Raw genomic sequence first — 26,371 nt, forward strand, 5'->3', positions numbered from 1 at the left:
CGGGCCGTGCGAAACGAACTTGCAGCCGGGCAATCTGGTTGGCTCAACGCAAACGATGCAGCCGCGTCGGTGACTGTCTCGGGCGTTGCGGTGGGCCAATCCACTGCCATGACAATCTCGGCCGCGTTTGATTGTGTGCGCAAGAATGCGCAGGCGGTCGCCACGCTGCCCCTGGCTGTCTATGAGCGCCAGCCGGACGGATCGAAACACCGTATTGAAACCGATCTGTCCGAGATCCTGACGGTTTCGCCGTGCCCGGGTATGACAGCCGTTGATTATTGGGAGGGCATGGCCGCCCAAACGGTTTTGAATGGCAATGGCTATTCGGAGCGATTGGAAGTCGGCAACCGGCTGGTGGGCTTGCGGCCGTTGCAGGGTGTCACACCCCGGCGCCTGCCGAATGGAGAGTTTGAATATTCGTTCGTAGATCGCGGCAAGCGCGAGGTGCTGCCCGCGCAGAAGGTGTTTCATGTGCGTGGCTTCGGCGCTGGGACGGGCCTTGGCCTGTCTGCGATCAAATATGGGGCGAATGCCTTTGGGGCTGCCGTGGCGGCGGATAACTCAGCCAGTGAGGTGTTCAAATCGGGCCTGATGGCCAGCGGTGTGGTCACGTCTGATCAAACCTTGACGGACCCCCAGAGGACGACCTTGGAGCGCATTCTGGAGACCTACCGAGGTTCTAAGAACGGCGGCAAGATCATGGCGTTGGAGGCGGGGTTGAAGTTTCAGCCGCTGCAGATGAACCCCGAGGATGTGCAGCTGCTGGACACGCGCCGGTTCAATGTCGAGGACGTGTGCCGCTGGTTTGGGACGCCGCCGGTGATCGTGGGGCACGCGGCGCAAGGTCAGACCATGTGGGGCAGCGGTGTTGAGGCGATCATGCTGTCATGGCTGACGCTGGGCCTAAACCCAAGCCTGCGCAAGATCGAGGCGCAGGCGCGTCTGGACCTGATCCCGCGCGAACGCCGCCGCCGGTGGTTTGTCGAGTTTAACCGCGAGGCGCTGCTGCAAATGGACAGCAAGGCCAAGGGCGAGTTTCTGAGCAAAATGGCAAGCTCTGCGACCATGACCGCGAATGAGCGGCGGGCCAAGCTGAACCTGCCGCCCCATTCGGATCCCTCGGCCAATGACCTGCTGGCGCAGGGCGCCATGCTTCCAATTCAGGATCTGGGAAAGGACTAATCCATGGGAAATCGCAATCTTCCACGCGCTACAATTCCGGGCCGCCCCGGTGTTTCCAGCAACCTGACGCCAAGCGCGGCGCAGCGATGGAACCCGGATCTGCGGGCCGCTACCGCTGAGGATCCCGAGGTGGCCACCGTTTCGGTACTGGATCCGATTGGCGCGGATATGTGGGGCGATGGTGTCACGTCCAAGCGGATCGCGGCGGCGCTGCGGTCCATTGGGGATCGTGACGTGGTGGTGAATATCAATAGCCCGGGCGGTGATTATTTCGAGGGGCTGGCCATCTACAACCTTTTGCGTGAACACAAGGGCAAGGTGACGGTGCGGATCCTTGGGATGGCCGCCTCTGCCGCGTCGGTGATCGCGATGGCCGGTGATCAGGTTCTGATCGGCCGGGCGGCCTTCCTGATGATCCATAACACATGGGTTGCAGCCGCTGGCGACCGCCATGCGTTCCGCGATGTGGCGGCTTGGCTGGAGCCGTTCGACCAAGCGGCGGCCGAGGTTTACGCGGCCCGCACCGGCCAGACCGTCGCGCAGATCGCGCAGCAGCTGGACCGGGAAACGTGGATCGGCGGTGGCGCTGCGGTGGAGCAGGGGTTTGCCGATGGGCTGCTGGACAGTGATGTGGTGGAAAGCGCGCAAGCCTCCGCCGACCTGTCGCCCATGGCCGCGCAAAAGAAACTGGATCTTTTTCTGGCCTGTGGGATCCGCATTCCGAAATCTGACCGTCGCGATCTTGTGGCGGCGATCAAAGGCGGGGGCACGTCAGGCGCTGCCCCCGCAAACGGCACGTCTGGCGCTGCCGTGGCTGAGTGGGCGCAGGGTGCGCTTACCAAAATCAACTCACTGTAACTGAGGAAATCAGACATGAAAAAATCCATGATGCCCGCCATGGCAGTGGCGGCAATGATCCCGGCTGCGCCCTCCTCGGCTGTTCTGCTGTCCGGTTTGCGCAATGAAGCGGCGGACCCGGAGCGCCTGCTGCGCGAGGTCAACCAGAAACTGGACAGCCTGAATGGCGAGGTGAAACAGACCGCAGAAGATGCGCTGAGGCAGGCCAAACAGGCCGGTGATGTTTCGCAGGAAACCAAGCGTCAGGCCGATCAGCTTCTGACCGAGCAGAATACGCTGAAACAAACTGCTGACAAGATCACCGAACAGCTGGAGGGGCAATCTGCACAGCTCCTTGAGCTATCGCAGTCGGTGGCCGCAGGTGCGGGGCGTGGTGGTTCCGCTGCGGTTATGACCATGGGGCAGGCGGCGCTCGCCGAGGGGAGCGAGCAGATCAAGGCATTCCTGGACAACGGTGCAAAAGGCAGCCTGCAGATCCCGGTCAACAATGCCGTCACCTCGGCCTCTGGGTCTGGGGGTGGTCTGATCACCGGCGATGAAGAACGCGCGCCGGTGAACATGGCCCGCCGCCGCCTGCGGATCGTCAACCTTTTGAGCCGTGGGCGTACCGGGTCCAATCTTGTGACGTTTCGCAAACAGGTGCTGCGCACCGATGGCACGGCAGCCATCGCAGAAGGGGGCACCTATCCGGCCTCGTCCTTTGGCTGGGAAAAATCGGACGCCAAGGTGAAGAAAATCGGTGCTGTGACCAACATCACCGAGGAAACCATGGCAGACGCGGATCAACTCCAGACCGAGATCGACGTGGAGCTGCGCTATGGGCTGGATCTGGAGGAGGAAAAGCAGATCCTCGCAGGGGATGGCATTGGTGAAAACCTGCACGGCCTGATCCCAAACGCGACCGCCTTCGCTGCGGCCGCAGGTCTGCCGAACCAGACCCGGATCGACCGTCTGCGCCTTGCGGTGCTACAGGTGGTTCTGGCGGATTACATCCCCACCGCCTTTGTGCTGAACCCGCTGGATTGGGCGGCCATCGACCTGCTGAAAGACGCAGAAGGCCGCTATATCTTCGGCAATCCGCACGCGCAGTCCACGCCGCTGCTTTGGGGCAAGGATGTGGTGGAAAGCGCCACCATGTCCCAGAATGAATGGCTGACCGGCGATCTGGAAATGGCCGCGACCTACTATGATCGCAGCGAGGCCGAAGTGCTGATTTCCTCGGAACACGATCAGAATTTTGTCGAGGACATGCTGACCATGAAAGCGCGCAAGCGGGCCGCGTTGGCGCACAAGCGCCCGGCCGCCATGGTTGCTGGGGATTTCACCTTCGCCTGATCTGTCCGCATGTCGATCTGACGTGACCCGCCCGGGATGACCCGGGCGGGTTTTCTATTCAACGCAAAGGGGGAAAGCCCGTGTTTGTGAAAGTAAGCCAAACCCGCCACACCAAAATCGGCACCCTGCGGCCCGGGGTTTATGAAACGGCCAAGCTAGGCGCGGACGGTGCCAAGGTGATCAAGGCGCTGATCGGGGCCAAGGATCCGGCCTTGAAGGAGATCAGCAAAAAGGAAGCCGAGGCCGAATTGGACAAAGTCAAATCGCTTATGCCGACGAAAGTCGAGGATCTGAAAGTCGGGCCTGCTGCAAAGCCCGATCCCGATGTGACCACCGATGCTAAGGCAGCTGCGCCCGGAGAGGATGCAACAGGCCAGGTGACTGCGAAATGACCCAGATCGCGCTGGAGAATATGAAGGTGCACCTTGGGGTGCCCGAGGATGATCTGGGCCATGATTCTCTGATCACTGGCTATATGGACGCGGCCGAGGATCATGTGCTTCGCCACCTCCGGCGCGATTTGGATGAGGAATTCCCCGAGGGATGGCCGTCAAGTGTGCTGCAGGCCATTCGTCTGCTGGTTGCGCATTGGTATGTAAACCGCGAGGCGGTCGCGCCCGGTGTCATGGCAGAGGTGCCCTATGGGGTGAAAGCCATGCTGGCGCCCTATCGCGAGTTCGGGGCGTAGGCATGGGGGCGGGCAAGTATCGCGATGCCGTGTTGGTCGAGCGCATGGCCGCAGGTGGCGGTCGTGACCGCTATGGAAATTTGCAGCCCGGTGACTGGGTGCGGCTGTTCTCTGCCCGGGGGTGGCTGCGCCAGACGTCTGGCAAAGAGAAAATTGCAGCCGGTCGGCTGGAGGATACAGCGACGGCGACGCTGCGGATCCGCGCAAGTCTAACAAGCCCGGCGTGGGGGATCACCGGCGCGGATCGCGTCAAGGTGCGCAGTCAGATCTGGGCCATCAAAGGCGCGCCGATTGATCCCGAAGGACGCGGCGAGTGCGTCGAGTTGTTGCTGGAGCGCGGGGGTGCGGTTGAATGAAGGTTGAGGGCCATAAAAAACTGATCCGCAAGCTGTCTTCGCTGCCGGATGCGCAGCGGCGCCACGTCCGAAAGTCCATCGCCACCAGCACCGAGGAAGGCGCCCGGGTGGCCCGCGTGTTGGCGCCAAATACCACCGGCGAAACCCGCGATGAGATCACCACGGAATACCATGACAACGGCATGGTGGGCGAGGTGGTGGTGATCGCCTCCGGTGCGCCGCAGGCCGACAAAGACCGCGCCTATTCTGTCGAACACGGCCGCAAGAAGGGCGACCGGGGCACCACCGAAGGAAGCCACCATGTGCAGCGCACCCGGCAATACCTCGGCAAGAAGTTTCGCAATCGCATAAGCCGCGCCGTGCGCAAGGCTGCAAAAGAGGTGGCGAGCCGTGGCTGACGGATATGTGACCGCGACCATGGCGGGGCTGATCGCTGCGCTTCTGGCCGATCCCGGTGTGACCGGGATTGTCGGGGATCGGGTGGTGGATGAGCCGGGCGAGGGGATCGGATTTCCCTATATCCGCCTCGGTCGTCTTGAGCCGGTGGCCGATGACACCGACGGCACACTAGGCGCATTAGTGCAGGCTGGTCTGGTCGTTCACTCCCGCCCCGGTCAGTCCGGTGGGCGGGTGGAGGCCGCGCGGATCTGCGAGGCGATCCAAGCCGGGTTGCATCGCTCTGAAACGCTGATTTGCGACGGTTTCACTGTCGTGGATGTGGAGGTGCAGACCTGGGCCGTAGACCGTGCCCGGGACGGCAAATCCTATGAGGGCCGCGTGGCCCTGACTGTGCGCCTTAGCGCCTGATGCTGCCCGGCGGGGTGGTTTCCCTTTCAATCTGAATAAAAAAGGAGGATCCGGCATGTCTGGACCGAAAGTGGGCCGCGCGTGGCTCTTGAAAATCTCTGACGGCGCGGGCGGTTTCATCGCCTTGACCGGGATCACCGGCAAGTCGCTGGACATTAATGGCGAGCGCATCGACGCCACGGTGCCGGATGCGATGAACCCCGAGGGGCCGCTGTGGGCAAAATCGCTGGATGGTGTGCGTAGCATTGGCTTTTCCGGCGATGGCCGTGTGGTCAACGACGCCGCCGAGGAGCTTCTGAAAACGTCGGTGCATGGTGACAGCATGGAAGGCACGTTCCAGCTGGTTGTGCCCGCCTGGGGCACATATGAGGGGGTTTTTTCCATCACCCTGCAGCTGGGCGATGATGGAACGGTAACGTTCTCGATCACCGGGGCCAGTAGCGGCGCGGTGCAATTCACCACCATGGCGCCCGCCTAATCCATGGGTATCGCGGCACAAGCGCCCCGGGGCGGTCTGGTCGAGGAATTGGCCGGATCGTCGCGCCCGTTGGTTCTGCGGAATGCAGAGATTGAGCGGTTTGAGGATCAGCACCGGGGGATCTTTGACGTGTGGGATGGCTTTTTTGGCCGATCCGCGAAGCCAAACGCGCGCGAGGTGCGCGACATGGTGGCCTTGGGGCTTGTCGGCGGCGGCATGCTGGACGCGGCGGCGGATGGTCTCGTGGCGGGCCTTGGCCCGGATCAAAACCTGTTCCTCTATCAGATCGCGCAGGGGCTGATCGGCGTGGCGTTCATGCCTGACAGTGTCGAGGGCGGCGGCGATGAGCCAGACGCCCCGCCAGAGGATGAACCCGAAAAAAAGACCGATCCCGCGCTTGGAGCGTGAGGCGGATCATCCGCAGCGCAGCGCCGCTGGGGATCCTGCCGGACCAAGTGCGGGCAATGTGCCCGCGTGACTGGCTGCTGATCAAGCGCGGCTATGAGGACCAGGCGCAAGCGATGAAGCCCGGCGGGACTGCGCCGAGCAAGGCTGAGGTGGACGAATTGGTGAGGCTTTACGGATGAGCGGAACAGATTTTGAGCGCCTGAATATCGTGCTGGCCGCGCGGGACCGTGAATTTGCCCGCGCGATGGATCGCAATATCCGCCGAGTGGAGCGATTTGCGGCCCGTTCGCAGCGCGACCTGTCCAAGATCTCCAAGCGCTTTGACGCGCTTGGGTTTGCAGCCAAACGGATGGGGCCATTGATCGCGGCCCTTGGCGCGGGGGCGGTGATTGGCAAGCTGCAGCGGACGGTTTCGACGCTGGATGACATTGGCAAAACCGCTGACAAGATCGGCCTGACCACCGACGCGCTGCAGGAATGGCGCACGATTGCCGAGAGCGCAGGTGTGGCACAGGGTGCGCTGGATAGTTCTCTGGAGCGGTTCAACAAGCGGCTGGGGGAGGCGCAGCAAGGCGGCGGCGCGGCCTCTAAGATGCTCAAACAGTTGGGGCTGGACGCGGGCGAATTGGCCACGGCTGGCCTTGATGAGGCCATGAAACAGGTGGCCGATCAGATCGCTGGTTTGGCCGATCCCACCGAGCGCGCGGCCGCAGCTGCCGCCCTGTTTGGGCGCGAGGGCGTGGCCATGGTCAACCTGTTGCGCGAGGGCAGCGCAGGCATGGATCGCATGCGTCAAGAGGCGCGGGATCTTGGGATCATCATTGATGAAAGCCTGATCCGCGGTGCCGAGGATGCACAGACGAAACTGGACCTAATGTCCCGTGTGATCGACGCGCAGCTGAATAGCGCATTGGTCGAATTGGCCCCGCTTCTGGTGGGGGGCGCCACTGCATTGGCCGATTTCGCGCGTTTCATTAATTCAAGCATTGATGCGGTGCAGGATTTTCTTGAACCGCAGACCCAGCTGCAACAAGCCACTGACAATCTGGTGATGGCGATGGGCGACGAAATCCGCCAGTCGCAGTTGTTGGATCAGGCGCTGGGGCGTGGTGTGACCATGAGCCAGGCGGTCGCCAAGGCCAAGTTGGAAGAGGCCCGCACTCGGCATGCAAACGCAAAGGCCGCGATCTCGGAACATAAGGCGATGGTCCTGGGGTCTGAGAGCTGGGCCAGCCTGACCTCGCAGATTAATGACGCGCAATCGACACTGATGGCCTCGGGGTTTCATGGCGACATTGCCACCAGCAGGCGCGCCGATGCTTACGAGCAAGAGCAGCAGAGGCTCGCCGCGCTGATCGTACAGCGGCAGGAGCTGATCAAGGTAGACGGTGAGTTGCAGGCGCATCTGGATCGTACCGCTAGCAATATGACCGCGCTGGAGGGGGCCATCGGCCAATCTGGCGGGGGGCTGGTTTCGGTCGAGGGCACGGCGATCAATCCGATTGAGCCGAGCTTGAGGGGGCCGGTGGAGGCCAGCGGCCGGGCGGCCTCGGCCGCTGTGCCGGAATTGACGGATTACGCTGCCGTGGTTGAGCGGATCCGGGGCGTGTTTGGTGATGCCGCAGTGGCCGGTAGTGGCTACCGGGATCAACTCACACAGTTGGACGTGCTCTATCGGGCAGGCAAGTTGTCCGCCGCAGAGTATGAGGAGGCGGTGGGCGCGGTCGAAAGCAAATTCGAGGGTGCGAAGTCGGCAGCCGAAAGTCTGCGATCCTCGGCCACCCGGGCGCTGGCGGATATTGTGACGGGTTCGCAAAGCGCCAGCGATGCCGTGTCCGGTCTGTTGCAAAACCTCGCGGGCATGTTCGCCAATGCCGCATTCGGGGGGCTTTTCAAGGATACGGGGATTTTTGCCTCGGTCGGCGAATTGCTCAGTTTCGACGGTGGTGGATACACGGGAAGCGCTCCGCGCAGCGGCGGCCTTGATGGCAAGGGCGGGATGCTGGCCATGATCCACCCGCAGGAAAGCGTCATTGATCACACTAAGGGTCAGCGTGCGCCGATTTCCTCTGCATCGAATGGCACGCCTCAGTTGAATGTGAATGTGTACGGCGCCAATACGGATGCGCAAATCCGCGATATGGCCCGGCAAGGCGCTCATGAGGCAATCCAGCAATATGATCGGCAGGTTTTGCCTCGGTCTGTCGCTGCAATCAACAATGACCCTCGGAGGATCGGTTGATGGCTTTCACGTTCCCGCTGACCCGCGCCGATTTCCTAGATCTGTTGCCAGTGCAAGAGGTCAAATTCTGGTTGTCACGCCAGGACCAACACACAGGTCTGTCTGGTGGCGAAATCCTAGCGGCCGAGGTGGCGCCGCCGTTGTGGCGTGGTGTTGTGTCCCTTGCCCCAATGAGCAAGCGAGCGTCGGACAAGGTGGAGGCGATGCTGGCGGCTTTGGAGGTGCCCGGGCGCAAGTTCGAGGCCTTTAAAGCGCAACAGGTCGGCCCTGCGGCAGACTCTCTTGGGGCTGTGCTGCAGGGGGCTGCGCCGCAGATCCTCGCCGTTGACCCGCTGGATCCGCAACTGCTGCGTTTGAGTGGTCTTCCCGAGGGGTTTGCGCTGCAATCGGGGGATCTGTTGTCATTCGACTATGACCCGGGGCATGGTATTCGGCGGGCATTGCATCGCGTCGTGGAAGGTGCTGCGGCCGCAAGCGATGGCAATACCCCAAATTTGATGATCACACCGGCAATTCGCGCGGGCGCCTCGCCCGGGGCGGCGGTTGATTTGATCAAGCCGTTTTGTCTGGCGGGGATTGTCCCGGGATCGGTCAGTTACGGCACTACCAAGGGCAACGTCACAAGCGGGATCGGGTTTGAGTTCCGCCAGACTTTGCGGAGGTAAACACCATGAGAAGCTATGACGCTGACACCCTCGCGTATTTGGCAAATCGCGAGGGGCTTGTTTCCGTGCGGCTGGTTTGGATCACCGCGCGCAATCAATTCGGTGCGCCAGAGACCCTTGGTCTGTGTAGTGCTGAGGATGATCTGGTGGTGCGGATCGGCGGGCAGGATCGCACCTATCTGGGTGCAGGGCCTCTTTTGCAGTCGGAACCGATTTCTGCAGGATCTGGTTTGCAGGTGCGTGTGTATCGCATCCAGCTTTCAGCCGTTGCGCCCGAGGTTGAGGATCTGGTCAAGGGGTATGAAACCCGGTTCGCGCCGATTGAGGTCCACCGCATGTTTCTGGATCCTGCCACCCGGGTGCAGGTCGGGCAACCGCATCGGGTCTTTCGCGGCAGCATTGACGGCATTGATTTCCCCCGGGCAGAGCCGGGCGGCACTCCGGCTGTGGCGGTGCAGGCTGTAAGCGAAACCCGGGTACTTACCCGCCAGCTGCCGCTCAAGAAATCCGACGAAAGCCACCGTCGCCGCGATCCGCAGGATGAATTTCGCAAATATGGCGATATTTCCGGGTCCGTCCCGGTCTATTGGGGGGAGCTGCGCTCATGATGACCGGCAACAAATTAGAACGTCTGCCGGACTGGCGGCCGCGCCTCAGTGTGTACTTGAACCAAGTGGCGCGCGCCAAGTTTCGGCCCGGTCAGCACGATTGCGCGCTGTTTGCCGCCGGGGCGGTTGCAGCCATGACCGGCTGTGACCTGGCGGCCGAGTACCGTGGATCCTATCGCACGTTGGATCAGGGCCATGAGGTTCTGCAGGCACAGGGTTTTGCCGATCATATCGCCTTGGCCGAAAGCCTGTTCAACGCCGTGGCGCCTGCGTTGGCGCAGGTTGGTGATCTGGCTGTGATGCCGAGTGATGTGGAGGGCGAGCGGGGCGCGCTTGGTGTTTTCCAAGGTGCTGGCGTCTACATGCTGCGCCCGTCCGGTTTGGTTGTTGCGGATCGTCTTACAGTCGAAGGGGCGTTTGCGGTATGAGCAACATTCTGATCGTGCTGGCTGTTGCCTGCGTCTTTGTGTTGACGCCGGACCCAGCGGCCGCTGGCCCGCTGGCTGCTGCCATAACGGCAATCCAGACTTTTGCCGCATCCTCGGCCGTTGCTGCCTTTGTTGTGCGGATCGGTGTTTCGCTGGCATTGTCGGCACTCTCCACTGCATTGCAGGGCAAGCCAAAGGCGCAACGCGCGCCGGGGATCCGCACCGACACCACGACCACCGGCGGGGTAAATCCGCAAACCTTCATTCTTGGCCGCACGGCGACGGCTGGCAATATGGTTTGCCCGCCCTATTCGACACCGAACAGCGGTGATGTACCAAACCGGTACCTCCACTACGTGGTGGATGTGTCTGATCTGCCCGGTGTCGAAATGTCTCGGGTCATGGTGGCCGGTGAATACGTCGCAGACCTTGAGCCTGCCCCGGGTCTAAATACATGGCGCGGGATGCTGCGCGATGGCGCGCACCATTTCTATGTGAATTGGCATAACGGCAGCCAGACTGCAGCGGATCCGATCATGATGGCCGAATACGCGGGCCACCCGGAGCGCCCATGGTCCGAGGACATGGTTGGTGCCGGTGTTTCCTATGCGGTCCTGACCTTTCTTTATAATCGTGCCCTGTTCAACCAGCTGCCTGCTGTGCGCTTCGAGGTTCTGGGGATCCCGCTCTATGATCCGCGCCTGGATACCAGTGTGGGCGGTTCTGGCGCACACCGATGGGCGGATCCGTCAACGTGGGAGTTTACGGAAAATCCTGTTGTGATGATCTACAACATCCTGCGCGGTATTACCTTGCCGGATGGGTCCATCTGGGGCGGTCGCGTGCAGCGTGAGGATCTGCCGCTGTCAAACTGGTTTGCCGCGATGAACGAATGCGATGCACCAGTTCAGACGGCCGAGGGCCAAAGTGTTGCGCAGTATCGGGCGGGGCTGGAGGTTTCCACCGATGATCAGCCCGCCGATGTGATTGATCAACTCAAGAACGCTGCCAGCGCGGAGCTGGTGGAGTTTGGTGGTGTCTACAAGGTTCGCGTCGGTCCGCCTGCTTTGCCCGTCTATTTCTTCACGGATGAGGATATTGTGGCGGATCGCAGCCAGACCCTGACCCCGTTCCCGGGGTTGGATGGTGTCCACAATGCGATCCACGCAAGTTACCCGGATCCATCCGCGTTGTGGGAGGTGCGGGACGCGCCGCCGCGCTACAATGCGGAATGGGAGAGCGAGGACGGCGGGCGCCAGCTGGTGGCACAGGTAGATCTGCCAGCGGTCAATTCCGGCAATCAGGCACAGCGTTTGATGCAAGCATGGATCGAGGATGAGCGACGTTTCCGCCGTCATGGCCTGACCCTGCCACCGGATGCCATGACGCTGGAGCCGCTGGACACATGCAGCTGGACAAGCGCGCGTGAGGGCTACACGTCGAAGATCTTCGAGGTGGGCGACCTGACCGATGATCTGGTGACGTGCCTGCAGACCATGGCGCTGCGGGAACGCGACGCGGCGGACTTTGTCTGGAATCCGTCCGATGAGGTGGTGACGCTGACCCCCAGCCCTATCGTCGTGGTGCCGGACTTGCGGACTGTACCGGGGTTTGGCTTGCTTGCTCATGTTCTAGTGGATGGCGCAAGTACCGCTCGCCGTGCTGCCTTGCGGATGACTTGGAACCCGTCGCAGATTGCATCTGATGACATACTGGAGTGGCGCCTGCAGCTGGCTGACGGCACGCCTGTGGCGTCCGGTGCTGAGACCGATCTGGTTAGTGGTGAGTTGATACTGTCCGGTGGGATATTGCCGAGTACAGATTATCGCGCCCGTGCGCGGATTCGCGCCATGCAGGGCGGAAGCTGGACCGATTGGGTCGAGGCCACCACTCCCGCAGTCTATCTTGGCGCTGGTGACATGCCGTCGATTGCCGAGATCATCGACGATGCGCAGGCGGCGGCGGACGCTGCAGGGCAGGGCGCGGCGCAGGCTCTCACGGATGCACAGAACGCAACCGACGCCGCCAATATTGCCAACCAGGCGGCGCAGGACGCGTCAGATGAAGCAGGGGCCGCTGCTGCTGCTGCACTCGCCAATGCGGGCGACATCCAGAACATCGAGACGGACGTCACACGGCTTTCGTCTGTACTGCACCGCGACATGCGCTGGGATTTTGTAGAGGGCACCACAGGTTGGACGGGTCACCCCGGTGGCGGGATCAGCCCCCCGCTGATCGACTCATCCCATATCAAGCAATCTGACGGGAGGTGGGTCTTCGAGAGAAGCGGTTTTCAGCAGCTATCCCACGCTGCGCTGCTCCCGTTTGTCGCTGGTCATACCTATGAGGCAGAGGCAGAGGTACGCGTTACGATTGACAGCACGATCACCGGCGGGACCGCCGAGCGGTTTGTTCTTGATGGCGTCTATCTAGCAGCCAACGGCGGGTACCTGGGGGCATTCTCCCTTAGCGACGTTGACGGATGGACCCGTGCCGTCAACCCGCTCCGGGCGGAAGACGGATGGGTCAAACTCCGTGCAAAGGCAATCCCCCCTGCTCCCGACCCGAACACGGCTTTTATCCGTATCCGCTTGCTCAGCCTATATGGCGGGACCGGCGCCCATGGCGACGGTACGTGGCAAGTGTCATACTTCAGGGCAGAGGATACGACCGAAGCTGACGAGATCCGGGCCAACCTTTCCCAGAACTACCTGACAGCGGTGCAGACCGGGGAGGCAATCGCAGCGTCTGAAACAGCCCTGCAGGCTTCGATTGACGGGGTGTCTTCGGACCTGTCCCAGAACTACTACACCCGCGCCCAGGCCGACAGCGCGGTCACCGTGTCAGAAACTACTCTGCGTGCGGAAATAGACACGACCCGTGCCATGACGATGGTGCCGGATTTTGCGGACAGGGGGAAGTTCTGGAAAAGCGCCCCCGATGGGTCGCCAGCCAATGAGGCTGCTATTCCATACTGGACCTTCAACAGCCTTGCTGGCCCCGGATACCGGTACGCCAGGCTTGACGCCTCAGAGATCGACGGCACGAAACAGGTCCACCTCTGGTCGCGTGGTGCCTTTACACCTGAATTGGGCCGTCGCTATCGCGTGTCTGTCGGGTGCTATGTTCAGGGCACCGTGACGGGCAATCCGAATATCCTGCAACTGTTCATCCGCAGAATGGACCGGAACTTTGCGTATGCTGGGTCGAATGCGATGGCGACCGCAGTTACCCCCGCTCCGTCAGGTGTCTGGGGGGAATACACTGCAGAGGTGACCTGCACGAACGAGAAGACCGCCCAATACTGGCGCCCTGGCATCCTGATCCGGGGGGAGCGTGCATCGCTATCACCCGGCTTTATCGGTATCTCCTACATCAAGATCGAGGACATCACCGATGCCGACGAGCTGAGCGGGGCGATTGATGAGATCAAGACCCTCGACATAAACGCTCTGACCGGCACGGCGCTGGCAAACATGCTGACTGAGTTGAACACCGACACAAACGGCAGCTCGGCCACCGTTACAAGTCTGCTGCAGACGCAGGCGGATGTGGACGGGTTTTCGTCCGCATTCGCGGGTGTCACTGCTGAGACGAACGGCGGGAGAATTGCGGGCTTCAGGGCAAACTCCTGGAGCGATCCGAGCGGTGCTGGAGGGTCCGTTCTTGAGCTTCTGGGGGATGTCATCGCAGAGGGGTCAATGGCCACCAACCGGCTGACCGTTGGGCTGGGTAAAAACCTCTTGGGCAATACCGACTTTGTTGATGGGGTTGCAGGTTGGGATTTTGGCACCGGAACTGGCTCTGGCTACACTGACTCGTCAATCCAAACCCGACCGGCAGGCCAGTCCTATGCCGGAGAGTTCTACCCGACGCTCATGGTCTGGCAGGACTCTGGCGCAACGGATGGGTATCGCGATATTGTTTATCATCCACGATACGGTAACGGAGTATCTGCAGCCAATGGCGTCGCCGTGCTTGCGGGTGAGTGGGTTGAGGTTAGCGCCTACGTGTCAGCGCACAGGTGCAGCGCTGAGCTTCGTATCCAGTTCACAGACGCGGCAGGGGCGCTGGTATCTTATTCGGGTGCTCTTGAAAGCAACAATGGGTTCTCGGGGTCCGCGATCAACCCTGAGCTTTGGCCCCGTCTTTGGGGGAAGGCCCAGGTTCCGGTAGGGGCCGCCTATGCGACGATCCACCTGCGCAAAAAGGCCACCAATCCGGGTCACTCAAACAGCTATATATTCGTCCACAAGCCGCAGCTCGCGCAGACGACTGAGAGCGCGACCCTGCCAACCCCTTACAGCCCGCAAGGGTCCACATTGATCAACGGCAATCGCATCGCCACCGGCGCGGTGACTGCCGAAAAAGTCAACGTCAATGAGCTGTCGGCCATCACCGCCAACATCGGTCATTTCAAGAGCGCCTCCAGCGGCGAGCGTGTGGAGATCGAGGATGATCGCATTCGGGTGTTCGACAGCAGCGGTGTTGCGCGGGTCGTCATTGGGAGGCTCACCTAATGGCCTATGGAATTGAGATGAGGAATGCGGACGGGTCTTTGGTTCTGGAGGGAAGGCAGACCCTGCCGCGCCGCGTGTTTCGCATCGGGTGGTCCACAACCTTCACCGGGTCGCTGGGCACCTTTCCGGACTTTGATGATAACCGGGGGGCCTTGATGATGGCTCCGCTGGGGTTCCGCTACACCATCTATGACAATTTCGTACATGGCGAAGGTGCAGGCCCCGGCGCGCGCAGTGGCGAGTTCTTTTACAACCCAATCTCCATGCCAACCCTGCACTGGGACAATTCCACCAAGGAACTGACCGCAGTGGCCGGGGAAACCTACGGCACCAGTGCTGTGTTTCTCTGGTTCGCTTGGGGCATTCACTACAGGTAGTTTTGAAATGGCTTATGGTATCACTCTGCAAAATGATCTTGGTGAAACAATCACCGAGTATGAGGACGTTCTTTTTGAAATGGACAGTGGCGTCACCCGTCGATTGGCCACTCTGCCGTCCATCGGGTTCGATAAGCACCTGTTCTACAACTGGTCGACCTACACTGGATCTAATCCCAAAGTGCCCCGCTTTGAGCAGATTGCAAAGGGTACCAAGTGGATCACAACGGGCCGGACGCAGGACCTCTATAACTATTACCGCGTCCTCACCGGCAATGACGATTGGCCCCTAAACACCTTTCCCTTTGTGAAAATGCCGAGCGAGGGCATTTGGGGCATGCTGGGGGTGCCGTTTCGGTATCCCAGCAATGGGCCACGGGTCATGATGTGGGCGGTTGGAACAGATGCCACGGGCCTGCCATTCAAGATGGCCGGTGACAATCTGCCCGCCACTCTGAGTGGCGACTACGGCATGCAGATCCGCAAGCCCGGCGGCGCAGTCGCCTTTGATAGCCGCGCCAAGATGATCTCGCTCGCGGGGCATTTCTACATGTCACAGGCCGATATGGTGGCTGTCTTGGAGAACGGGGCCACTCGTACCTACACCATCAGCTCGCCCGCGCCCGGATCATTTGTCTGCGCGCCGCACTACACCTCGTTTCTCTACACGGGATCGGGGGCGGCATGGGTTCCAAGGCTGCGACAAATCGACGACACCGCGTTCCTTTTGGATCGCATCGCAATAGCCGGACTGCGCCCCGGTTTGGTTCCGGATGTCGGATACGCAGGGGCATTCTTCCACGACACGACCGTCATGGTCGCGCGTAACATCTAACCAAAGCCAAAGGAGACCTGGCATATGACTGAAATCACCCCAACCCCATCTGAGGAACCCTTTGTATCCACCATTCCGCAGGTCGCAGCCGTGCAGCAGGTCATCGCTGATCTCGATGCGATCCCTGACACCGTGGATGGCTTGGATTTGCGCCAGTTCAAGCGCATGGCTGCTGCAAGCGGTTCCACATTCATCACCAATCTGACAGCGGTTTTGAAGCTTGGTACCCCGGCCGCCTGACAAGCAACAAATTGAGGGCCGACATAAAGTTTGATCGGCCGACTAGCTATTCTGTGCCAGATGGCCGGATCGATTAGGCGTACAGGTGCGCCCAAGTGGAACGTAAAAACGTGCAATGTGCACAGAAGGGGCGGCAATGATCGGTAAGGAAGGGATCTTTTCCGGGTTGTGGGCGTGGCTCTACTCTGACGTGGGGCAGATGGCGCTAGCCGGTGCAGCTGGTGGCTTGGTCCGCTGGCTAACCCTGCGGGAAAGCTGGACCGATGGGATGGTGTCCCTGGTGGTTGGGTGTATCTGCGCCCTTTATCTCGGCCCGCTGGTAGCCCCGGTGCTGTCGCCGCTAATCGGAAAAATCACCCCGGCGGATCCTGCCGGGTTTTCGTCCTTTGTCGTCGGTCTCGGCGGCATCGGCTTTGCGGGGTTCGTGATCGACACCCTGAGGCGGTTCTGGGCCGCCAAGGAGGCGGACAATGCGGAAAGCTGAGGCTGCCCGAGTGGCGGCCAAAGCGGCCGCCCGCCGTGAAACCCGGTTCTGGATCTGGGGCGCCGTCTGCGTCGCCCTGTGGATCATCTATCTGACATTGGAGGGGTCAAATGTACTCTGACCGCGTAAAGCGCGTGCAGCGACTGCTGCGCGTGGAAGCCAGATATACTGGCGCAATCGACGGGATCACGGGCGCACGCACGCTATCTGCGGTGGCCTGTGTGCCCGAGGTGCGCAACCGACCGGATCTGATCGGCGTGGATCGCCAGCTGGTCGCAGCTGGTCAGGCGGTGCTTGCTAGCCTCGGCCATGATCCCGGCCCGGTGGATGGTCATTGGGGGCCGCAAACAGATGCGGCCTATTTGGCGTGGTCTGGTGCAGGCTTGCCATGGCGCCAGGCGGATATGGCAAGCCGCTTTGGTCCGGCGGGGTCGGCCCGATGTACTGCCGGGCGGGTAACTGTACCGTGGCGGATGGTGCTGGCGTGGGATACTGCGGAGGTGATCACCTCTTTCAGCTGTCACGAATTGGTTGCACCAAGCGCGCAGCGAGCCTTTGACCGGATCGCGGCGATCTATGCCACGTCACAGATAGAAGACCTCGGCCTGCATCTGTTTGGCGGCTGTTTCAACCACCGGACAAAGCGGGGGGGCACAAGCCTGTCCACCCATGCCTATGGCATCGCCATTGACTTTGACCCCGCGCGGAACCGCTTGAATTGGGGGAAGGATCGCGCACGTTTGGCACATCGGGACGCTGTACCCTTCTGGGATGTGTGGGCAGCCGAGGGCTGGACTAGCCTCGGCCGTGCCCGCGATTTCGATTGGATGCATGTGCAGGCGGTGGGCTTGTGACGCGGGGCGCAAGCCTTTGGGCGGCGGTTATTATCATGGCCGCCCTTGCCAGCTGCGGATCCGTTTCTAAACAGCTGGTGCGTGGTGTCCTTCCCGGGGGTGGGCCGAGTGTGGCCACCAATGTCCAGGCGGGTCGCAGCAACGCGCAAGTGGTGGGCGGCACCTCCACCCAAAATGATCTGCGGCTGGTGCGGCCGCAGTCGCGCAGCATCGAACAATCCACCGGCAAAACCGGCGTGCGGGCCGAGGAAGTGCAATCCATTACCGTGCGCAATGAGGCGCCGCCGTGGGTCTGGGCGTTGCTGATGTTTTTTACCGCTGCGGCCGTCTGGGCCGTGTCCGACGAAATCCGCGACCGTCTTGCGCGCAAGAGGAAGGGGCTGGCGAATGTTGACTGATTTGCAGCGACAGGTAATGCAAGGCATCTGATCAAAGTACCTTGTTTGTCAAAAGCGTTTACGCTGCCTGCAAGTTGTCATCCGTGCTTGTGGCATTGGGTGGCCGGAGACAGCCCCTTCACGACATTCGTGTAAGGCGCAGCATGGTGCCAGGCACCGACACGGGGGGCGGAAAGCGGAAATTCGCTGCAGTGGGAAACAGTTGAATGATAGCTTCACAAGCAGTCGTTTAACGCACACACCGAAAAGAATTTCAACAATGGGTTGCAGAACACGGTTGGTCTCAGCAACATGCTATGTGAGCTAGTGTGGTACTGGTTGGAGAACACTTCTCTTCTTATTTGGAAAAGGTCGGCTCAAAAAACTGAAATCTGTACGCCCGCGAAGGCATATAGGTCCCTATAGCTGATTGGGAATACGAATTGTTAACAAGATTAAGAGTTTGGGCGGTTTCCACAGGCGGATTTTGGAAAGCAAGAAGTTGGTTCTCGCGGCAGATTTTTCGTGCCGAAAAGCTGAGGCATGATGGCTCCTCAGGTGTAAGAGCGCAGATTCAGAAATCGCGGATTGGCTGGCAGCTTATCTGGATTGGTTTGAAAAAATTTCTCGCCGTTGGCTTTTCCTTGCTAGCATTGGAATACGCAGAACATAGCATAGTAGATGAGTTTCAGCTCACGAGTTGGCCTGATGTGTCTTCACACGACGATTATAACGGACAACTTGAATTCTACGCAGTTCTCTTGGCTGCAATTTTTTCGATATATTTTGCGACCATTGGTATCATTCTCAGCACCGGTTACGCCAAGTTGAATCGAAAAATCATCAGCTTGCTGATAGGCGAACAAGTCGGCAACCTGTACACGTCAATTCTCATATTCGCGACCGCATTCTGCCTCACGGTCACAGCTATCAACATCTTTGACCATCAGACAGGGCTTGCAGTATACGTGGTTTCAAGCTGCTTGACTGTGTTGTCTGTCTTGACACTTTTCCCCATTGGTCGACGCTTGTTCGAGTTCTTTGAGCTTACGCCGTTGATTGACGGTGAAATCGTCCCAAAAATCGTTCAAAATATCGAGCGCGTCGCTCAGGACCGGAACTCAATTTCCTATCAGAACCATTTTTCTCAACTAACTAAAACAAAGCTGAAACAACTCGATTTCATAAACGAAAAGCTGCAAACTGAGCAAAGTAAAGTTGAGCAAAGTTTGCCGTTGCTAACCAAAAGGTACTCAGGCCTTCTGGCTTACTATTTGCAACATAAGCACAAGATTCCCGAGGACAGTTACTGGTTCCCAAGAATTCAGTTCCACCCGAACTGGTTCCTAGCTGGAGATTCGGCTACCTCAATTGCCCTCCAAACAAGTTCCCAACTCCCGCCCGAAGAACGACCGGACTTGGACTGGCTTGAGAAAGAGACACTCGAGAAAATTCATCAACATCTCGAACGGGCTTTGAAGGCGAAGAGGTGGGAACTATCGCTGCGACTGGTTTTAGACCTTTCCCTCCGCGCATCCGTATATGCTAATGGACTATATTTTAAGACAGGGCTGGACGACTTCGCAGCGGTGCGGCTCTTACTTGAAAAATACCTGCCAGAGCTTGAAGGAAAGAATAGCGAAGCATCAAAGCACGCAATTGCATTGGCTGATACATGGGTAGCTATCGTTCAGAACTTCTTTCTTGAAACGTTGCGCAGGATACAGACCTTTGACAAGGAACTGATGCAGTTCTTCGCTGAAGATGATTGGTCCTTCGTTGCAAGCAAGAATCTTCCAATATTTCTACAAGTCAAAATTCGTCCTCTTCAAAAGAGAATAGTCTTCGAGCAAAAAATTGAGCAGCGTCGTTTGTCTCGACCGAAGTATTTGCAGCAACTGACCATCAAGGCCGTTTTGGAAGAGTACATCAAAATCGTCGAAACAGTAGCGGATTTCGAGAGTATCGAACTTCCGAAGTTTACTCAAACACTGGTGGCATCGGGACATCCAGCGGCAGCAACCCAAGTCGTTTTAAGTACCCTCCACTCGAACTGGAAACTGCCCGGTTGGTATGATGACTTGGACAGGTTGTTTTCACGATACGCTGAGTACCAGCGGTATGATGACGAAATGTACAAGCTTCCAGCCTTGGATTTTGCAAAGGTTCGGAGCCAATTTAAAATCCAACGCAGTGAATTGATGAAACTCTTGTCCGACATAAAGTTGGGAAGCCATTTGTTTTCCTCTCGCGGACACGACACTAGCCTTCCTGACCACTTTGGACAGACATATTTCGTGCTCGCCAATGAATGCCTCAATGCGCTTCACCAGAACGATGAGGATGTGTTGGAGCGGGTTTCTCAAACATTTTTTGGACTGGCGTTTTTGGCCGTAAATTTCAAGTTCATTGACCCAGACTTGGACGTAAATCAAGAATTTCGTCTTCACCTTGTTTCTAGCGCTAACAAGGACCTTGCAACGCTTCTAGGGTTTGCAATTTTGTACTCTGAGCATCATCAAAATGAGGCACTTAAGACTATCCCACTTCAAATTTGGGAAGGCTTGATAGAAGCCGCCAAGGACCGCAAGGGCTATTTGGAAAGAACGATTCTGTTGAGCGATAGCAGAAAATTTAGCATGAGCGCTTCCCCGAGAGACATGATTAGAGCCGAGTGGACGATGAAATTCGAAGCCCTCTTGAGAGATGCAGGCTACAATGATCGTTTTTCTTCACATGGACCAAAGCACCCTAGCGACATTGTCGATGAGTTTCGAGGCGGCTACTACAGTGCCAGCGACGTCTTCTTTGCATTACATATTCTAGATGAAGTTAACCTGTCGGATGACCAAGTCGGCCACCGAATCACTAGATTCAAGTCGCGACTTGAGCGGCGAGAAGGAGAGGCAGAATGAGAGTTTCTCTCGATGCTCCTGAATTTTTCGTTAGTCACGAGATTTCACCCAATGCGCTGGAAGCGATGGTTTTTCGTCCCGTTGACCACATGGGTAACTTCAACCAGAACATGTTCAATGATGACTTTCATAATATGTTCTTCGGCGGTTCGCGGCGAGATGCAAATACTTTTCGGATTTCATCGAATAACCAAGAACTGCAGGACAAGCTGGTGGGGGCTTTCGTCATCAGGCACAACTATTCGGGTGGGCACTCTATAGTAGAAGAGCTGGTCGAAGAGGTGGTTCAAAGCCTCATTTGCCACGGTAAAGCGGTGTACATTCTACAAGAGCATGAGGATGAAGGTCAGTTTTTTCGTGCCATCCCAGCTAGCTCGATCTTTAGGTTTCTAGGCTTAGTTTTTCAATATATACCTCGACGAGTTAGACGGCACTGGGACAGAGACGACGAACTTGTGCAGCGCGAAATTCGTTTCCTGAAACGTCAGAACCTCCTCTTTTTTGATTGGAAGAGATCAATACAGAGGAAGGTGCGTTACCAAAATCGTATCCTCAAGACGTTGGACAGGTATGCGCATGATGGTGGGGTAAAGCATATGCCTCGCCCAACGCATGAAAATCCAAATCCAAAGAACCATTTTGACTTTCGCGTCTGGAAAGAAGTCCAGGATGAAGCGCTATTTACAGCTACTAGGCTTACGGGCTGGAGCAGAACAGTATCGTCGCATACTAACCGTTCAGATTTCTTTATTTGTCATCGTCTTATTCGATTCAGAAAGCTTCAAGTTGAACTTGCGTCCCATGTTTTGGACACACTTAGCGACCAGCTAACCAATATCGGGAAGCAGGAGGATGTAAGTTTTCAACTTTGCATTGAGTTTAGCGACGAATATCAGAGCATCGCTAAGTTGGAAGAGCTAGAACGCAGGTTGGAGCGCGAAGAGGTCGGTTTTGGGGAAATACTGAATTACTGCTTTCAGTCTTAAGGTCCGCTCCATTGAGCGCGCATTTTGTTCCCAATTCCCCCGTTGGAAGTTTGGCTTCTCGTGCAGCGAATGTCAGGTCCGACGGGGCGCACCGCAGCGACAACGACCACCGCCCAAGGGCAGCTATGGGCCGTTCACCCCTTCAAGGTGGCCCGCTGCCACGACTTTGCAAACTACGCTTTCTGCGCTTTTTCGCGATGTGAGCGATGTCCAGCCCCCTAGAGGCACGCGGCACTGCCGCCATTCTTCGCGCGCTTACTGAAGGGCAGAAGCGGGGTTGGTGAGCGCCAAACCACTTCAAAAAGCCAAGCAAAGTATGGTTCTGAATGAGCAGAGGGCGACACGAGTCGCCCTCTTCACGCTTAGTGCCTCAAAAGCTTGGTCATTCCACCGAAGCCATCAGGGCGAATAATCTGGGGCATGTGGAAGCGGTAATGCTTGCGGTAAAGCCAAGCACAAATGAGGCCCTGAATATGAACAAGGTTTTTTTGACCGGGCACCTCGGCCGGGATCCCGAGGTGCGAACCTTTACCGATGGCAGTATGGTGGCCAATCTCAATGTGGCCACCACTGAGACGTGGAAGGATCAAAGCACGGGCGAGCGCCGGGAAAAGACAGAGTGGCACCGTGTGGCGATCTTTGGTCCGCTGGCCCGGATTTGTCAGCAGTACCTGCGCAAGGGTGCCAAGGTGCTAATCGAGGGCAAGCTGGAAACCCGCAAGTGGCAGGACCAAAATGGGCAGGATCGCTACGCCACCGAGGTTGTGCTGCGTGGGCGCAATGGCACATTGGAAATGCTGGACCGCAAGGATCCCAATGGGGCCGGTGGTCAGTCTGGTGGGGGGCAGGCAGGCGACTACGGCGGCCAATCTGGCGGCGGTCAATCCGCTGGCCAAAATCCACCCATTCCCGATGAAATCCCGTTCTGAGGTGCGCGCTATGATGCATGTGAAATTCCGCGTCGAATTGCGCCTGTGGGCACGGGCTGCCCACGCTGGGGGCTTCCTTGGCTTATCGCTGCTGTTCTGTGTCGTGACCCTTGGCGGGGCGATGCTTGTTTGTCGATTGGTGGAGGAGCCTAAATATGCAGGGTGAACGGGTAGTGTGCGCCGCATGCGGTGGCACAAAGAGCGAGACAAGCCGAGGTGGCGTGATGCACGAGTGTGGCGCCTGCAACGGCTGGGGTGTGGTGCCGCCGCCCGGCCAACGTGCCTCTACCATTCGGCCAGGTATGAAAATCCTTGTGATCGGGCACGCGGAACACGGAAAAGACGCTGCGGCGCTGTGTCTGGGGCGCGAGTTGGGTGTGGCGTTCATCTCTAGCTCAGAGTTTTGTGCGGCTAGGGCTGTCTATCCTCTGGTGTCAGATCTGTATGCTGATTGGCGCGCTTGCTTCGAGGATCGGCGCAAGCACCGCGCTTTATGGCGCCACGCAATCGAGGCTTACAATCTTCGCCCGGGTCCATCTTTGGCGGAACAGGTATTGGCGCTGGCCCCCATTTACGTGGGGATGCGCAGCCGTGCCGAGTTTGACCGCAGCAAGAGTTTGTTTGATGTGGTGATTTGGGTGGATGCATCCGAGCGCCTGCCCTTGGAGCCAGCCGCAAGCATGGATCTGACCAAGGACGATGCCGATTTGTTCGTGGATAACAATCGAGGTTTGTCAGAGTTGACCGACACGATTTGGGCGCTGGTCAACTCTTAGCGCGAGCGCACGTTTTTGATGCCTATGCACGGTTTGGTTAGGCTTTTCCGTGCCAGTTTGGGGCCGCGCCAGCTGGTGCGGCCCTCTCTTTTGCGCTTTCATTTGGTAGCCAAGCGGTGCGGTTGAAACCTAAAGTGGTGCAATGCGCGTGCAGGTGATTTTCAAATTTCGCGCAACAGATTGTTTTGTTGAGGTATTTCAGAATAGATCGGTTCCCTTGGTAAGGGAGAGGTCGAGAGTTCGATTCTCTCCAGCAGCACCATGGAAATCCCCCAAATCAAATCAATGACTTGCTCCTCTGCCTAGGGCGTCGTCACTCGTCGCGTTGGTGTTTGCTGCGCGCTACTTGTCGTGCGGTGCTCGCGGCCAGAATCGCCGTCGTTCGCAGCTTGTGATCGCGCTGCGGGTCACGGCACTAAGCCGTCCGATTCTGCCCCGTAGCGGTCTCGGGCGGGCGAGCGTGCCGCCTTGCCGCAGGTCGTTGTCGTTGCTACCTCTGACGTAACCCATCTACAGGAGCGAGACATGACCCAGCCGGATATCGACGCCCAGACGCAATTCGAACTGGAAGCCGCTGCCTTCCGTCGTCTGCGCAAGCATCTGATGGAAGATCGGACCGATGTGCAGAATATCGACATGATGAACCTTGCGGGGTTCTGCCGCAATTGCCTGAGCCGCTGGTATCAGGAAGCGGCAAACGAGAGGGGCATCGAGATGGGTAAGGAGGATGCGCGCGAGATCTTCTACGGCATGACCATGGCGGAGTGGAAAGCCAACTATCAGACCGATGCCAGCGCGCAGACGCAGGATGCGTTCAAGCAGGCTTTTGCGGAAAACGTCGGCACCGATAAGGGCTGAGCGGGCCCGCGTTCCTGCGCTGGCGCAGGCAGGGACGCAGGTCACCCTTGTCCTGGACTGGGAGGCACAGCATAGCCCGCCCCTTGCTGCGCCCGGCGCGGCCAAGGGACAGCGCGCCAAAAGGCTGCCCTCAAACAGCTACCTTGCGCGGCGTCAACTTTGGGAATGTCGGATCAGTGACAGCAAAAAAGGCCGCCCCCAAAGGAGCGGCCTTTTGAATAATTGCGTCACGTCTCGCGGTGTTCAGACCGCCACCTTGACGCTTTCTTCAATGTAAATCTCGCGGAGGCGCTTGGCGATCGGGCCCGGCGTGCCGTCCCCCAGCGCGACACCGTCGATCTCCACGACCGGCATCACAAAGGCAGAGGCCGAGGTGGTAAACGCCTCGTCGGCTTCTTTTGCCTCGTCGATGGTGAATAGGCGTTCTTCGACCTTCAACTGCGCCTCTTCGGCCATGCGCAGTACCGCCTTGCGGGTGATGCCGTGCAGGATGTCATTGGACAGCGGGCGCGTGACGATCACGCCATCCTTGACGAAATAGGCGTTGTTGGAGGTGCCCTCGGTCACATGGCCATCTTCGATCATCCAGGCATCATCTGCACCGGCTTTCTTCGCCATCATCTTGCCCATTGAGGGGTACAACAGCTGCACGGTCTTGATGTCGCGACGGCCCCAGCGGATGTCCTCGATCGAGATGATCTTGGCGCCCTTCTTGGCCGCCGGGCTATCGGCCAGACCGGGTTTGTTCTGCGTAAACAAAACGATGGTCGGCTTGGTGTCGGCGGAGGGGAACACAAAATCCCGATCCCCGTCCGAGCCGCGCGTGACCTGCAAATAGACCAGCCCCTCGTCGATACCATTCAGCTCCACCAGCTTGCGGTGGATCTCCAGCAGCTCGTCCTTGGTGCAGGGTTCGGCCATCTCCAGCTCATCCAGCGACCGCTTCAGGCGCACTGCGTGGCCCTCAAAATCAATGAGCTTGCCGCCCAGCACCGAGGTCACCTCATAGACCGCATCCGCCATCAGAAAGCCGCGATCAAAGATAGAGACCTTGGCCTCGGTTTCCGGCAGGTAGTCGCCGTTTACATATACGGTACGGGTCATGGTCGTCTCCTTAGCCCCAGAGCGCAGGCCGAGGGGGGTGCACCCCGTCGGCGTCAAAAGTCAGCGGTTCGGGACGGTCTTCGGCCAGAAGCAGCGGCCCGTCAAGATCCGTCACCAGCGCACCCTGCGCCACCAGCGTCGCGGGCGCCATCGCAAGCGACGATCCCACCATGCAGCCGACCATCACCTGATAGCCCTCGGCCAGCGCCGCATCGCGCAATTTCAAGGCTTCTGTCAGGCCGCCGGTCTTGTCCAGTTTGATGTTCACAACATCATATTTGCCCTTGAGTTTCGGCAGGCTGGCGCAGTCATGCGCGCTCTCATCAGCGCAGACCGGCACCGGACGTTCCATCCCGATCAGGGCCTCATCTTCACCTGCGGGCAGGGGTTGTTCCACCAGCTCCACCCCAAGGCGCAGCAGATGCGGTGCAAGCTCGGCGTAAACCTCGGCCGACCAGCCCTCATTGGCGTCAATGATGATCCGCGCCTCGGGCGCGCCCGCGCGCACCGCCTCAAGGCGGGGCATATCCTCGGGCGTGCCGAGCTTGATCTTCAACAGCGGACGATGGGCATTCTCTGCGGCCTGTGTCTGCATCTCTTCAGGAGAGGCCAGCGACAGCGTATAGGCAGTGATCTCTGGCCCCGGCTGATCCAGCCCAGCCAATTCCCAGACCGGCTTGCCGGCCTTCTTGGCCTCCAGATCCCACAGGGCACAATCCACCGCATTGCGCGCGGCCCCGGCGGGCAGCAGCGATTGCAGTTCCTCGCGCGTAAACACGTCAGGCAGCGCTTCGATCTCTGCTGTTACCGACTCCAGCGTCTCATCATAGCGCGCATAGGGCACACATTCGCCCCAGCCCACATGATCTCCATCCTCAACCCGAACCGTCAGCACCTTGGCCTCGGTGCGCGATCCGCGCGAGATGGTGAACACCTGCGCCAGTTTGAACACATCGGGGGTGACAGTGATTTTCATGGCTCTCCCTTCGGGCAGCGCCGCCACCCCTTCTTCATCTTTTCAAAAATACCTCCGCCGGAGGCTCCTGCGAGATCCGCAGACG

The 26,371-nt window shown here is 59.0% G+C and carries 29 protein-coding genes; 27 read left to right on the plus strand and 2 right to left on the minus strand.

Going from position 1 to position 26,371, the window contains the following annotated elements; all coding sequences use genetic code 11:
* Positions 1 to 6: 6 nt before the first annotated feature.
* The 27 genes from R1T40_RS18275 to R1T40_RS18405 all read left to right on the plus strand — a co-directional run bounded on the left by R1T40_RS18275 (position 7) and on the right by R1T40_RS18405 (position 24,206).
* Entirely contained in the window at positions 7 to 1,182 is a 1,176-nt protein-coding gene (locus R1T40_RS18275) for a phage portal protein (RefSeq protein ID WP_317385147.1), read from the plus strand.
* 3 nt (positions 1,183 to 1,185) lie between these two features.
* Positions 1,186 to 2,040, plus strand: a complete 855-nt coding sequence (locus R1T40_RS18280) for a head maturation protease, ClpP-related (RefSeq protein ID WP_317385148.1) — start codon at positions 1,186 to 1,188, stop codon at positions 2,038 to 2,040.
* Positions 2,041 to 2,055: 15 nt separating this feature from the next.
* A complete protein-coding gene (locus R1T40_RS18285) occupies positions 2,056 to 3,375 on the plus strand; it encodes a phage major capsid protein (protein ID WP_317385149.1) in 1,320 nt (439 codons plus the stop codon).
* Between the two features lie 80 nt (positions 3,376 to 3,455).
* A complete protein-coding gene (locus R1T40_RS18290; RefSeq protein ID WP_317385150.1) occupies positions 3,456 to 3,767 on the plus strand; it encodes a hypothetical protein in 312 nt (103 codons plus the stop codon).
* Positions 3,764 to 4,063, plus strand: coding sequence for a head-tail connector protein (locus tag R1T40_RS18295; RefSeq protein ID WP_317385151.1), 300 nt, complete (start codon positions 3,764 to 3,766; stop codon positions 4,061 to 4,063). The genes R1T40_RS18290 and R1T40_RS18295 overlap by 4 nt, the downstream gene beginning before the upstream one ends.
* Positions 4,064 to 4,065: 2 nt before the next feature.
* On the plus strand, positions 4,066 to 4,419 hold the full coding sequence (locus tag R1T40_RS18300) for a head-tail adaptor protein (protein WP_317385152.1): 354 nt from the start codon (positions 4,066 to 4,068) through the stop codon (positions 4,417 to 4,419).
* Positions 4,416 to 4,817 (plus strand): hypothetical protein, encoded by a 402-nt coding sequence (locus tag R1T40_RS18305; RefSeq protein WP_317385153.1) that lies wholly within the window; start codon positions 4,416 to 4,418, stop codon positions 4,815 to 4,817. Before R1T40_RS18300 ends, R1T40_RS18305 begins: the two co-directional genes overlap by 4 nt.
* Positions 4,810 to 5,226, plus strand: a complete 417-nt coding sequence (locus tag R1T40_RS18310; RefSeq protein ID WP_317385154.1) for a DUF3168 domain-containing protein — start codon at positions 4,810 to 4,812, stop codon at positions 5,224 to 5,226. Before R1T40_RS18305 ends, R1T40_RS18310 begins: the two co-directional genes overlap by 8 nt.
* 55 nt (positions 5,227 to 5,281) lie before the next feature.
* Entirely contained in the window at positions 5,282 to 5,704 is a 423-nt protein-coding gene (locus R1T40_RS18315) for a phage tail tube protein (protein WP_317385155.1), read from the plus strand.
* Positions 5,705 to 5,707: 3 nt separating this feature from the next.
* On the plus strand, positions 5,708 to 6,112 hold the full coding sequence (locus tag R1T40_RS18320) for a GTA-gp10 family protein (RefSeq protein ID WP_317385156.1): 405 nt from the start codon (positions 5,708 to 5,710) through the stop codon (positions 6,110 to 6,112).
* Positions 6,113 to 6,287: 175 nt separating this feature from the next.
* Positions 6,288 to 8,354 carry a hypothetical protein gene (locus R1T40_RS18325; protein ID WP_317385157.1) on the plus strand — a complete coding sequence of 689 codons (2,067 nt, stop codon included), beginning with the start codon at positions 6,288 to 6,290 and terminating at the stop codon, positions 8,352 to 8,354.
* On the plus strand, positions 8,354 to 9,019 hold the full coding sequence (locus R1T40_RS18330; RefSeq protein ID WP_317385158.1) for a hypothetical protein: 666 nt from the start codon (positions 8,354 to 8,356) through the stop codon (positions 9,017 to 9,019). The genes R1T40_RS18325 and R1T40_RS18330 overlap by 1 nt, the downstream gene beginning before the upstream one ends.
* Positions 9,020 to 9,024: 5 nt before the next feature.
* On the plus strand, positions 9,025 to 9,627 hold the full coding sequence (locus R1T40_RS18335; protein ID WP_317385159.1) for a hypothetical protein: 603 nt from the start codon (positions 9,025 to 9,027) through the stop codon (positions 9,625 to 9,627).
* Positions 9,624 to 10,055: a DUF6950 family protein gene (locus R1T40_RS18340; RefSeq protein WP_317385160.1), complete on the plus strand. Its 432-nt coding sequence runs from the start codon at positions 9,624 to 9,626 to the stop codon at positions 10,053 to 10,055. The genes R1T40_RS18335 and R1T40_RS18340 overlap by 4 nt, the downstream gene beginning before the upstream one ends.
* Entirely contained in the window at positions 10,052 to 14,575 is a 4,524-nt protein-coding gene (locus tag R1T40_RS18345) for a phage tail protein (RefSeq protein ID WP_317385161.1), read from the plus strand. Before R1T40_RS18340 ends, R1T40_RS18345 begins: the two co-directional genes overlap by 4 nt.
* Before the next feature lie 17 nt (positions 14,576 to 14,592).
* Positions 14,593 to 14,952 (plus strand): hypothetical protein, encoded by a 360-nt coding sequence (locus tag R1T40_RS18350; RefSeq protein WP_317385162.1) that lies wholly within the window; start codon positions 14,593 to 14,595, stop codon positions 14,950 to 14,952.
* Between the two features lie 7 nt (positions 14,953 to 14,959).
* Positions 14,960 to 15,787 (plus strand): hypothetical protein, encoded by an 828-nt coding sequence (locus tag R1T40_RS18355; RefSeq protein WP_317385163.1) that lies wholly within the window; start codon positions 14,960 to 14,962, stop codon positions 15,785 to 15,787.
* Between the two features lie 24 nt (positions 15,788 to 15,811).
* A complete protein-coding gene (locus R1T40_RS18360; RefSeq protein WP_317385164.1) occupies positions 15,812 to 16,027 on the plus strand; it encodes a hypothetical protein in 216 nt (71 codons plus the stop codon).
* Between the two features lie 136 nt (positions 16,028 to 16,163).
* Positions 16,164 to 16,511, plus strand: coding sequence for a hypothetical protein (locus R1T40_RS18365; protein WP_317385165.1), 348 nt, complete (start codon positions 16,164 to 16,166; stop codon positions 16,509 to 16,511).
* A complete protein-coding gene (locus R1T40_RS18370; RefSeq protein WP_317385166.1) occupies positions 16,498 to 16,632 on the plus strand; it encodes a hypothetical protein in 135 nt (44 codons plus the stop codon). Before R1T40_RS18365 ends, R1T40_RS18370 begins: the two co-directional genes overlap by 14 nt.
* The gene (locus R1T40_RS18375; RefSeq protein WP_317385167.1) at positions 16,622 to 17,365 is read left to right on the plus strand and encodes a M15 family metallopeptidase; all 744 of its coding nucleotides are present in this window, start codon (positions 16,622 to 16,624) and stop codon (positions 17,363 to 17,365) included. Before R1T40_RS18370 ends, R1T40_RS18375 begins: the two co-directional genes overlap by 11 nt.
* 35 nt (positions 17,366 to 17,400) lie before the next feature.
* Positions 17,401 to 17,763: a bacteriophage spanin2 family protein gene (locus R1T40_RS18380; RefSeq protein WP_317385168.1), complete on the plus strand. Its 363-nt coding sequence runs from the start codon at positions 17,401 to 17,403 to the stop codon at positions 17,761 to 17,763.
* Between the two features lie 422 nt (positions 17,764 to 18,185).
* A complete protein-coding gene (locus R1T40_RS18385; protein WP_317385169.1) occupies positions 18,186 to 20,657 on the plus strand; it encodes a hypothetical protein in 2,472 nt (823 codons plus the stop codon).
* Positions 20,654 to 21,643: a hypothetical protein gene (locus R1T40_RS18390; RefSeq protein WP_317385170.1), complete on the plus strand. Its 990-nt coding sequence runs from the start codon at positions 20,654 to 20,656 to the stop codon at positions 21,641 to 21,643. The genes R1T40_RS18385 and R1T40_RS18390 overlap by 4 nt, the downstream gene beginning before the upstream one ends.
* Before the next feature lie 473 nt (positions 21,644 to 22,116).
* Positions 22,117 to 22,572 carry a single-stranded DNA-binding protein gene (ssb, locus tag R1T40_RS18395; RefSeq protein ID WP_317385171.1) on the plus strand — a complete coding sequence of 152 codons (456 nt, stop codon included), beginning with the start codon at positions 22,117 to 22,119 and terminating at the stop codon, positions 22,570 to 22,572.
* 302 nt (positions 22,573 to 22,874) lie between these two features.
* On the plus strand, positions 22,875 to 23,348 hold the full coding sequence (locus tag R1T40_RS18400; RefSeq protein WP_317385172.1) for a hypothetical protein: 474 nt from the start codon (positions 22,875 to 22,877) through the stop codon (positions 23,346 to 23,348).
* Positions 23,349 to 23,873: 525 nt separating this feature from the next.
* Entirely contained in the window at positions 23,874 to 24,206 is a 333-nt protein-coding gene (locus tag R1T40_RS18405; RefSeq protein ID WP_317385173.1) for a DUF1244 domain-containing protein, read from the plus strand.
* 243 nt (positions 24,207 to 24,449) lie between these two features.
* On the opposite strand, the gene R1T40_RS18410 is transcribed toward R1T40_RS18405, so the two are convergent.
* Both R1T40_RS18410 and dgcA read right to left on the minus strand, forming a co-directional pair.
* Positions 24,450 to 25,310, minus strand: a complete 861-nt coding sequence (locus R1T40_RS18410) for a D-amino-acid transaminase (RefSeq protein ID WP_106164167.1) — start codon at positions 25,308 to 25,310, stop codon at positions 24,450 to 24,452.
* Positions 25,311 to 25,320: 10 nt separating this feature from the next.
* The gene (gene dgcA, locus R1T40_RS18415) at positions 25,321 to 26,286 is read right to left on the minus strand and encodes an N-acetyl-D-Glu racemase DgcA (protein ID WP_317385174.1); all 966 of its coding nucleotides are present in this window, start codon (positions 26,284 to 26,286) and stop codon (positions 25,321 to 25,323) included.
* Positions 26,287 to 26,371 lie beyond the last annotated feature (85 nt).

The sequence above is a fragment of the Tritonibacter scottomollicae genome, from assembly GCF_032924845.1.
GTDB classification, from domain to species: domain Bacteria; phylum Pseudomonadota; class Alphaproteobacteria; order Rhodobacterales; family Rhodobacteraceae; genus Epibacterium; species Epibacterium scottomollicae.

Excerpts from the sequence above, each read along its gene's own strand:
- R1T40_RS18375 (WP_317385167.1), top strand. The coding sequence starts at position 16,622 with ATGTACTCTGACCGCGTAAAGCGCGTGCAGCGACTGCTGCGCGTGGAA.
- R1T40_RS18360 (WP_317385164.1), top strand. The coding sequence starts at position 15,812 with ATGACTGAAATCACCCCAACCCCATCTGAGGAACCCTTTGTATCCACC.
- R1T40_RS18380 (WP_317385168.1), top strand. The coding sequence starts at position 17,401 with ATGGCCGCCCTTGCCAGCTGCGGATCCGTTTCTAAACAGCTGGTGCGT.
- R1T40_RS18345 (WP_317385161.1), top strand. The coding sequence starts at position 10,052 with ATGAGCAACATTCTGATCGTGCTGGCTGTTGCCTGCGTCTTTGTGTTG.
- R1T40_RS18320 (WP_317385156.1), top strand. The coding sequence starts at position 5,708 with ATGGGTATCGCGGCACAAGCGCCCCGGGGCGGTCTGGTCGAGGAATTG.
- R1T40_RS18355 (WP_317385163.1), top strand. The coding sequence starts at position 14,960 with ATGGCTTATGGTATCACTCTGCAAAATGATCTTGGTGAAACAATCACC.
- R1T40_RS18315 (WP_317385155.1), top strand. The coding sequence starts at position 5,282 with ATGTCTGGACCGAAAGTGGGCCGCGCGTGGCTCTTGAAAATCTCTGAC.
- R1T40_RS18365 (WP_317385165.1), top strand. The coding sequence starts at position 16,164 with ATGATCGGTAAGGAAGGGATCTTTTCCGGGTTGTGGGCGTGGCTCTAC.
- ssb (WP_317385171.1), top strand. The coding sequence starts at position 22,117 with ATGAACAAGGTTTTTTTGACCGGGCACCTCGGCCGGGATCCCGAGGTG.
- R1T40_RS18330 (WP_317385158.1), top strand. The coding sequence starts at position 8,354 with ATGGCTTTCACGTTCCCGCTGACCCGCGCCGATTTCCTAGATCTGTTG.
- R1T40_RS18370 (WP_317385166.1), top strand. The coding sequence starts at position 16,498 with ATGCGGAAAGCTGAGGCTGCCCGAGTGGCGGCCAAAGCGGCCGCCCGC.
- R1T40_RS18295 (WP_317385151.1), top strand. The coding sequence starts at position 3,764 with ATGACCCAGATCGCGCTGGAGAATATGAAGGTGCACCTTGGGGTGCCC.
- R1T40_RS18285 (WP_317385149.1), top strand. The coding sequence starts at position 2,056 with ATGAAAAAATCCATGATGCCCGCCATGGCAGTGGCGGCAATGATCCCG.
- R1T40_RS18325 (WP_317385157.1), top strand. The coding sequence starts at position 6,288 with ATGAGCGGAACAGATTTTGAGCGCCTGAATATCGTGCTGGCCGCGCGG.
- R1T40_RS18350 (WP_317385162.1), top strand. The coding sequence starts at position 14,593 with ATGAGGAATGCGGACGGGTCTTTGGTTCTGGAGGGAAGGCAGACCCTG.
- R1T40_RS18300 (WP_317385152.1), top strand. The coding sequence starts at position 4,066 with ATGGGGGCGGGCAAGTATCGCGATGCCGTGTTGGTCGAGCGCATGGCC.
- R1T40_RS18390 (WP_317385170.1), top strand. The coding sequence starts at position 20,654 with ATGAGAGTTTCTCTCGATGCTCCTGAATTTTTCGTTAGTCACGAGATT.
- R1T40_RS18340 (WP_317385160.1), top strand. The coding sequence starts at position 9,624 with ATGATGACCGGCAACAAATTAGAACGTCTGCCGGACTGGCGGCCGCGC.
- R1T40_RS18410 (WP_106164167.1), bottom strand. The coding sequence starts at position 25,310 with ATGACCCGTACCGTATATGTAAACGGCGACTACCTGCCGGAAACCGAG.
- dgcA (WP_317385174.1), bottom strand. The coding sequence starts at position 26,286 with ATGAAAATCACTGTCACCCCCGATGTGTTCAAACTGGCGCAGGTGTTC.
- R1T40_RS18280 (WP_317385148.1), top strand. The coding sequence starts at position 1,186 with ATGGGAAATCGCAATCTTCCACGCGCTACAATTCCGGGCCGCCCCGGT.
- R1T40_RS18305 (WP_317385153.1), top strand. The coding sequence starts at position 4,416 with ATGAAGGTTGAGGGCCATAAAAAACTGATCCGCAAGCTGTCTTCGCTG.
- R1T40_RS18400 (WP_317385172.1), top strand. The coding sequence starts at position 22,875 with ATGAAAATCCTTGTGATCGGGCACGCGGAACACGGAAAAGACGCTGCG.
- R1T40_RS18335 (WP_317385159.1), top strand. The coding sequence starts at position 9,025 with ATGAGAAGCTATGACGCTGACACCCTCGCGTATTTGGCAAATCGCGAG.
- R1T40_RS18405 (WP_317385173.1), top strand. The coding sequence starts at position 23,874 with ATGACCCAGCCGGATATCGACGCCCAGACGCAATTCGAACTGGAAGCC.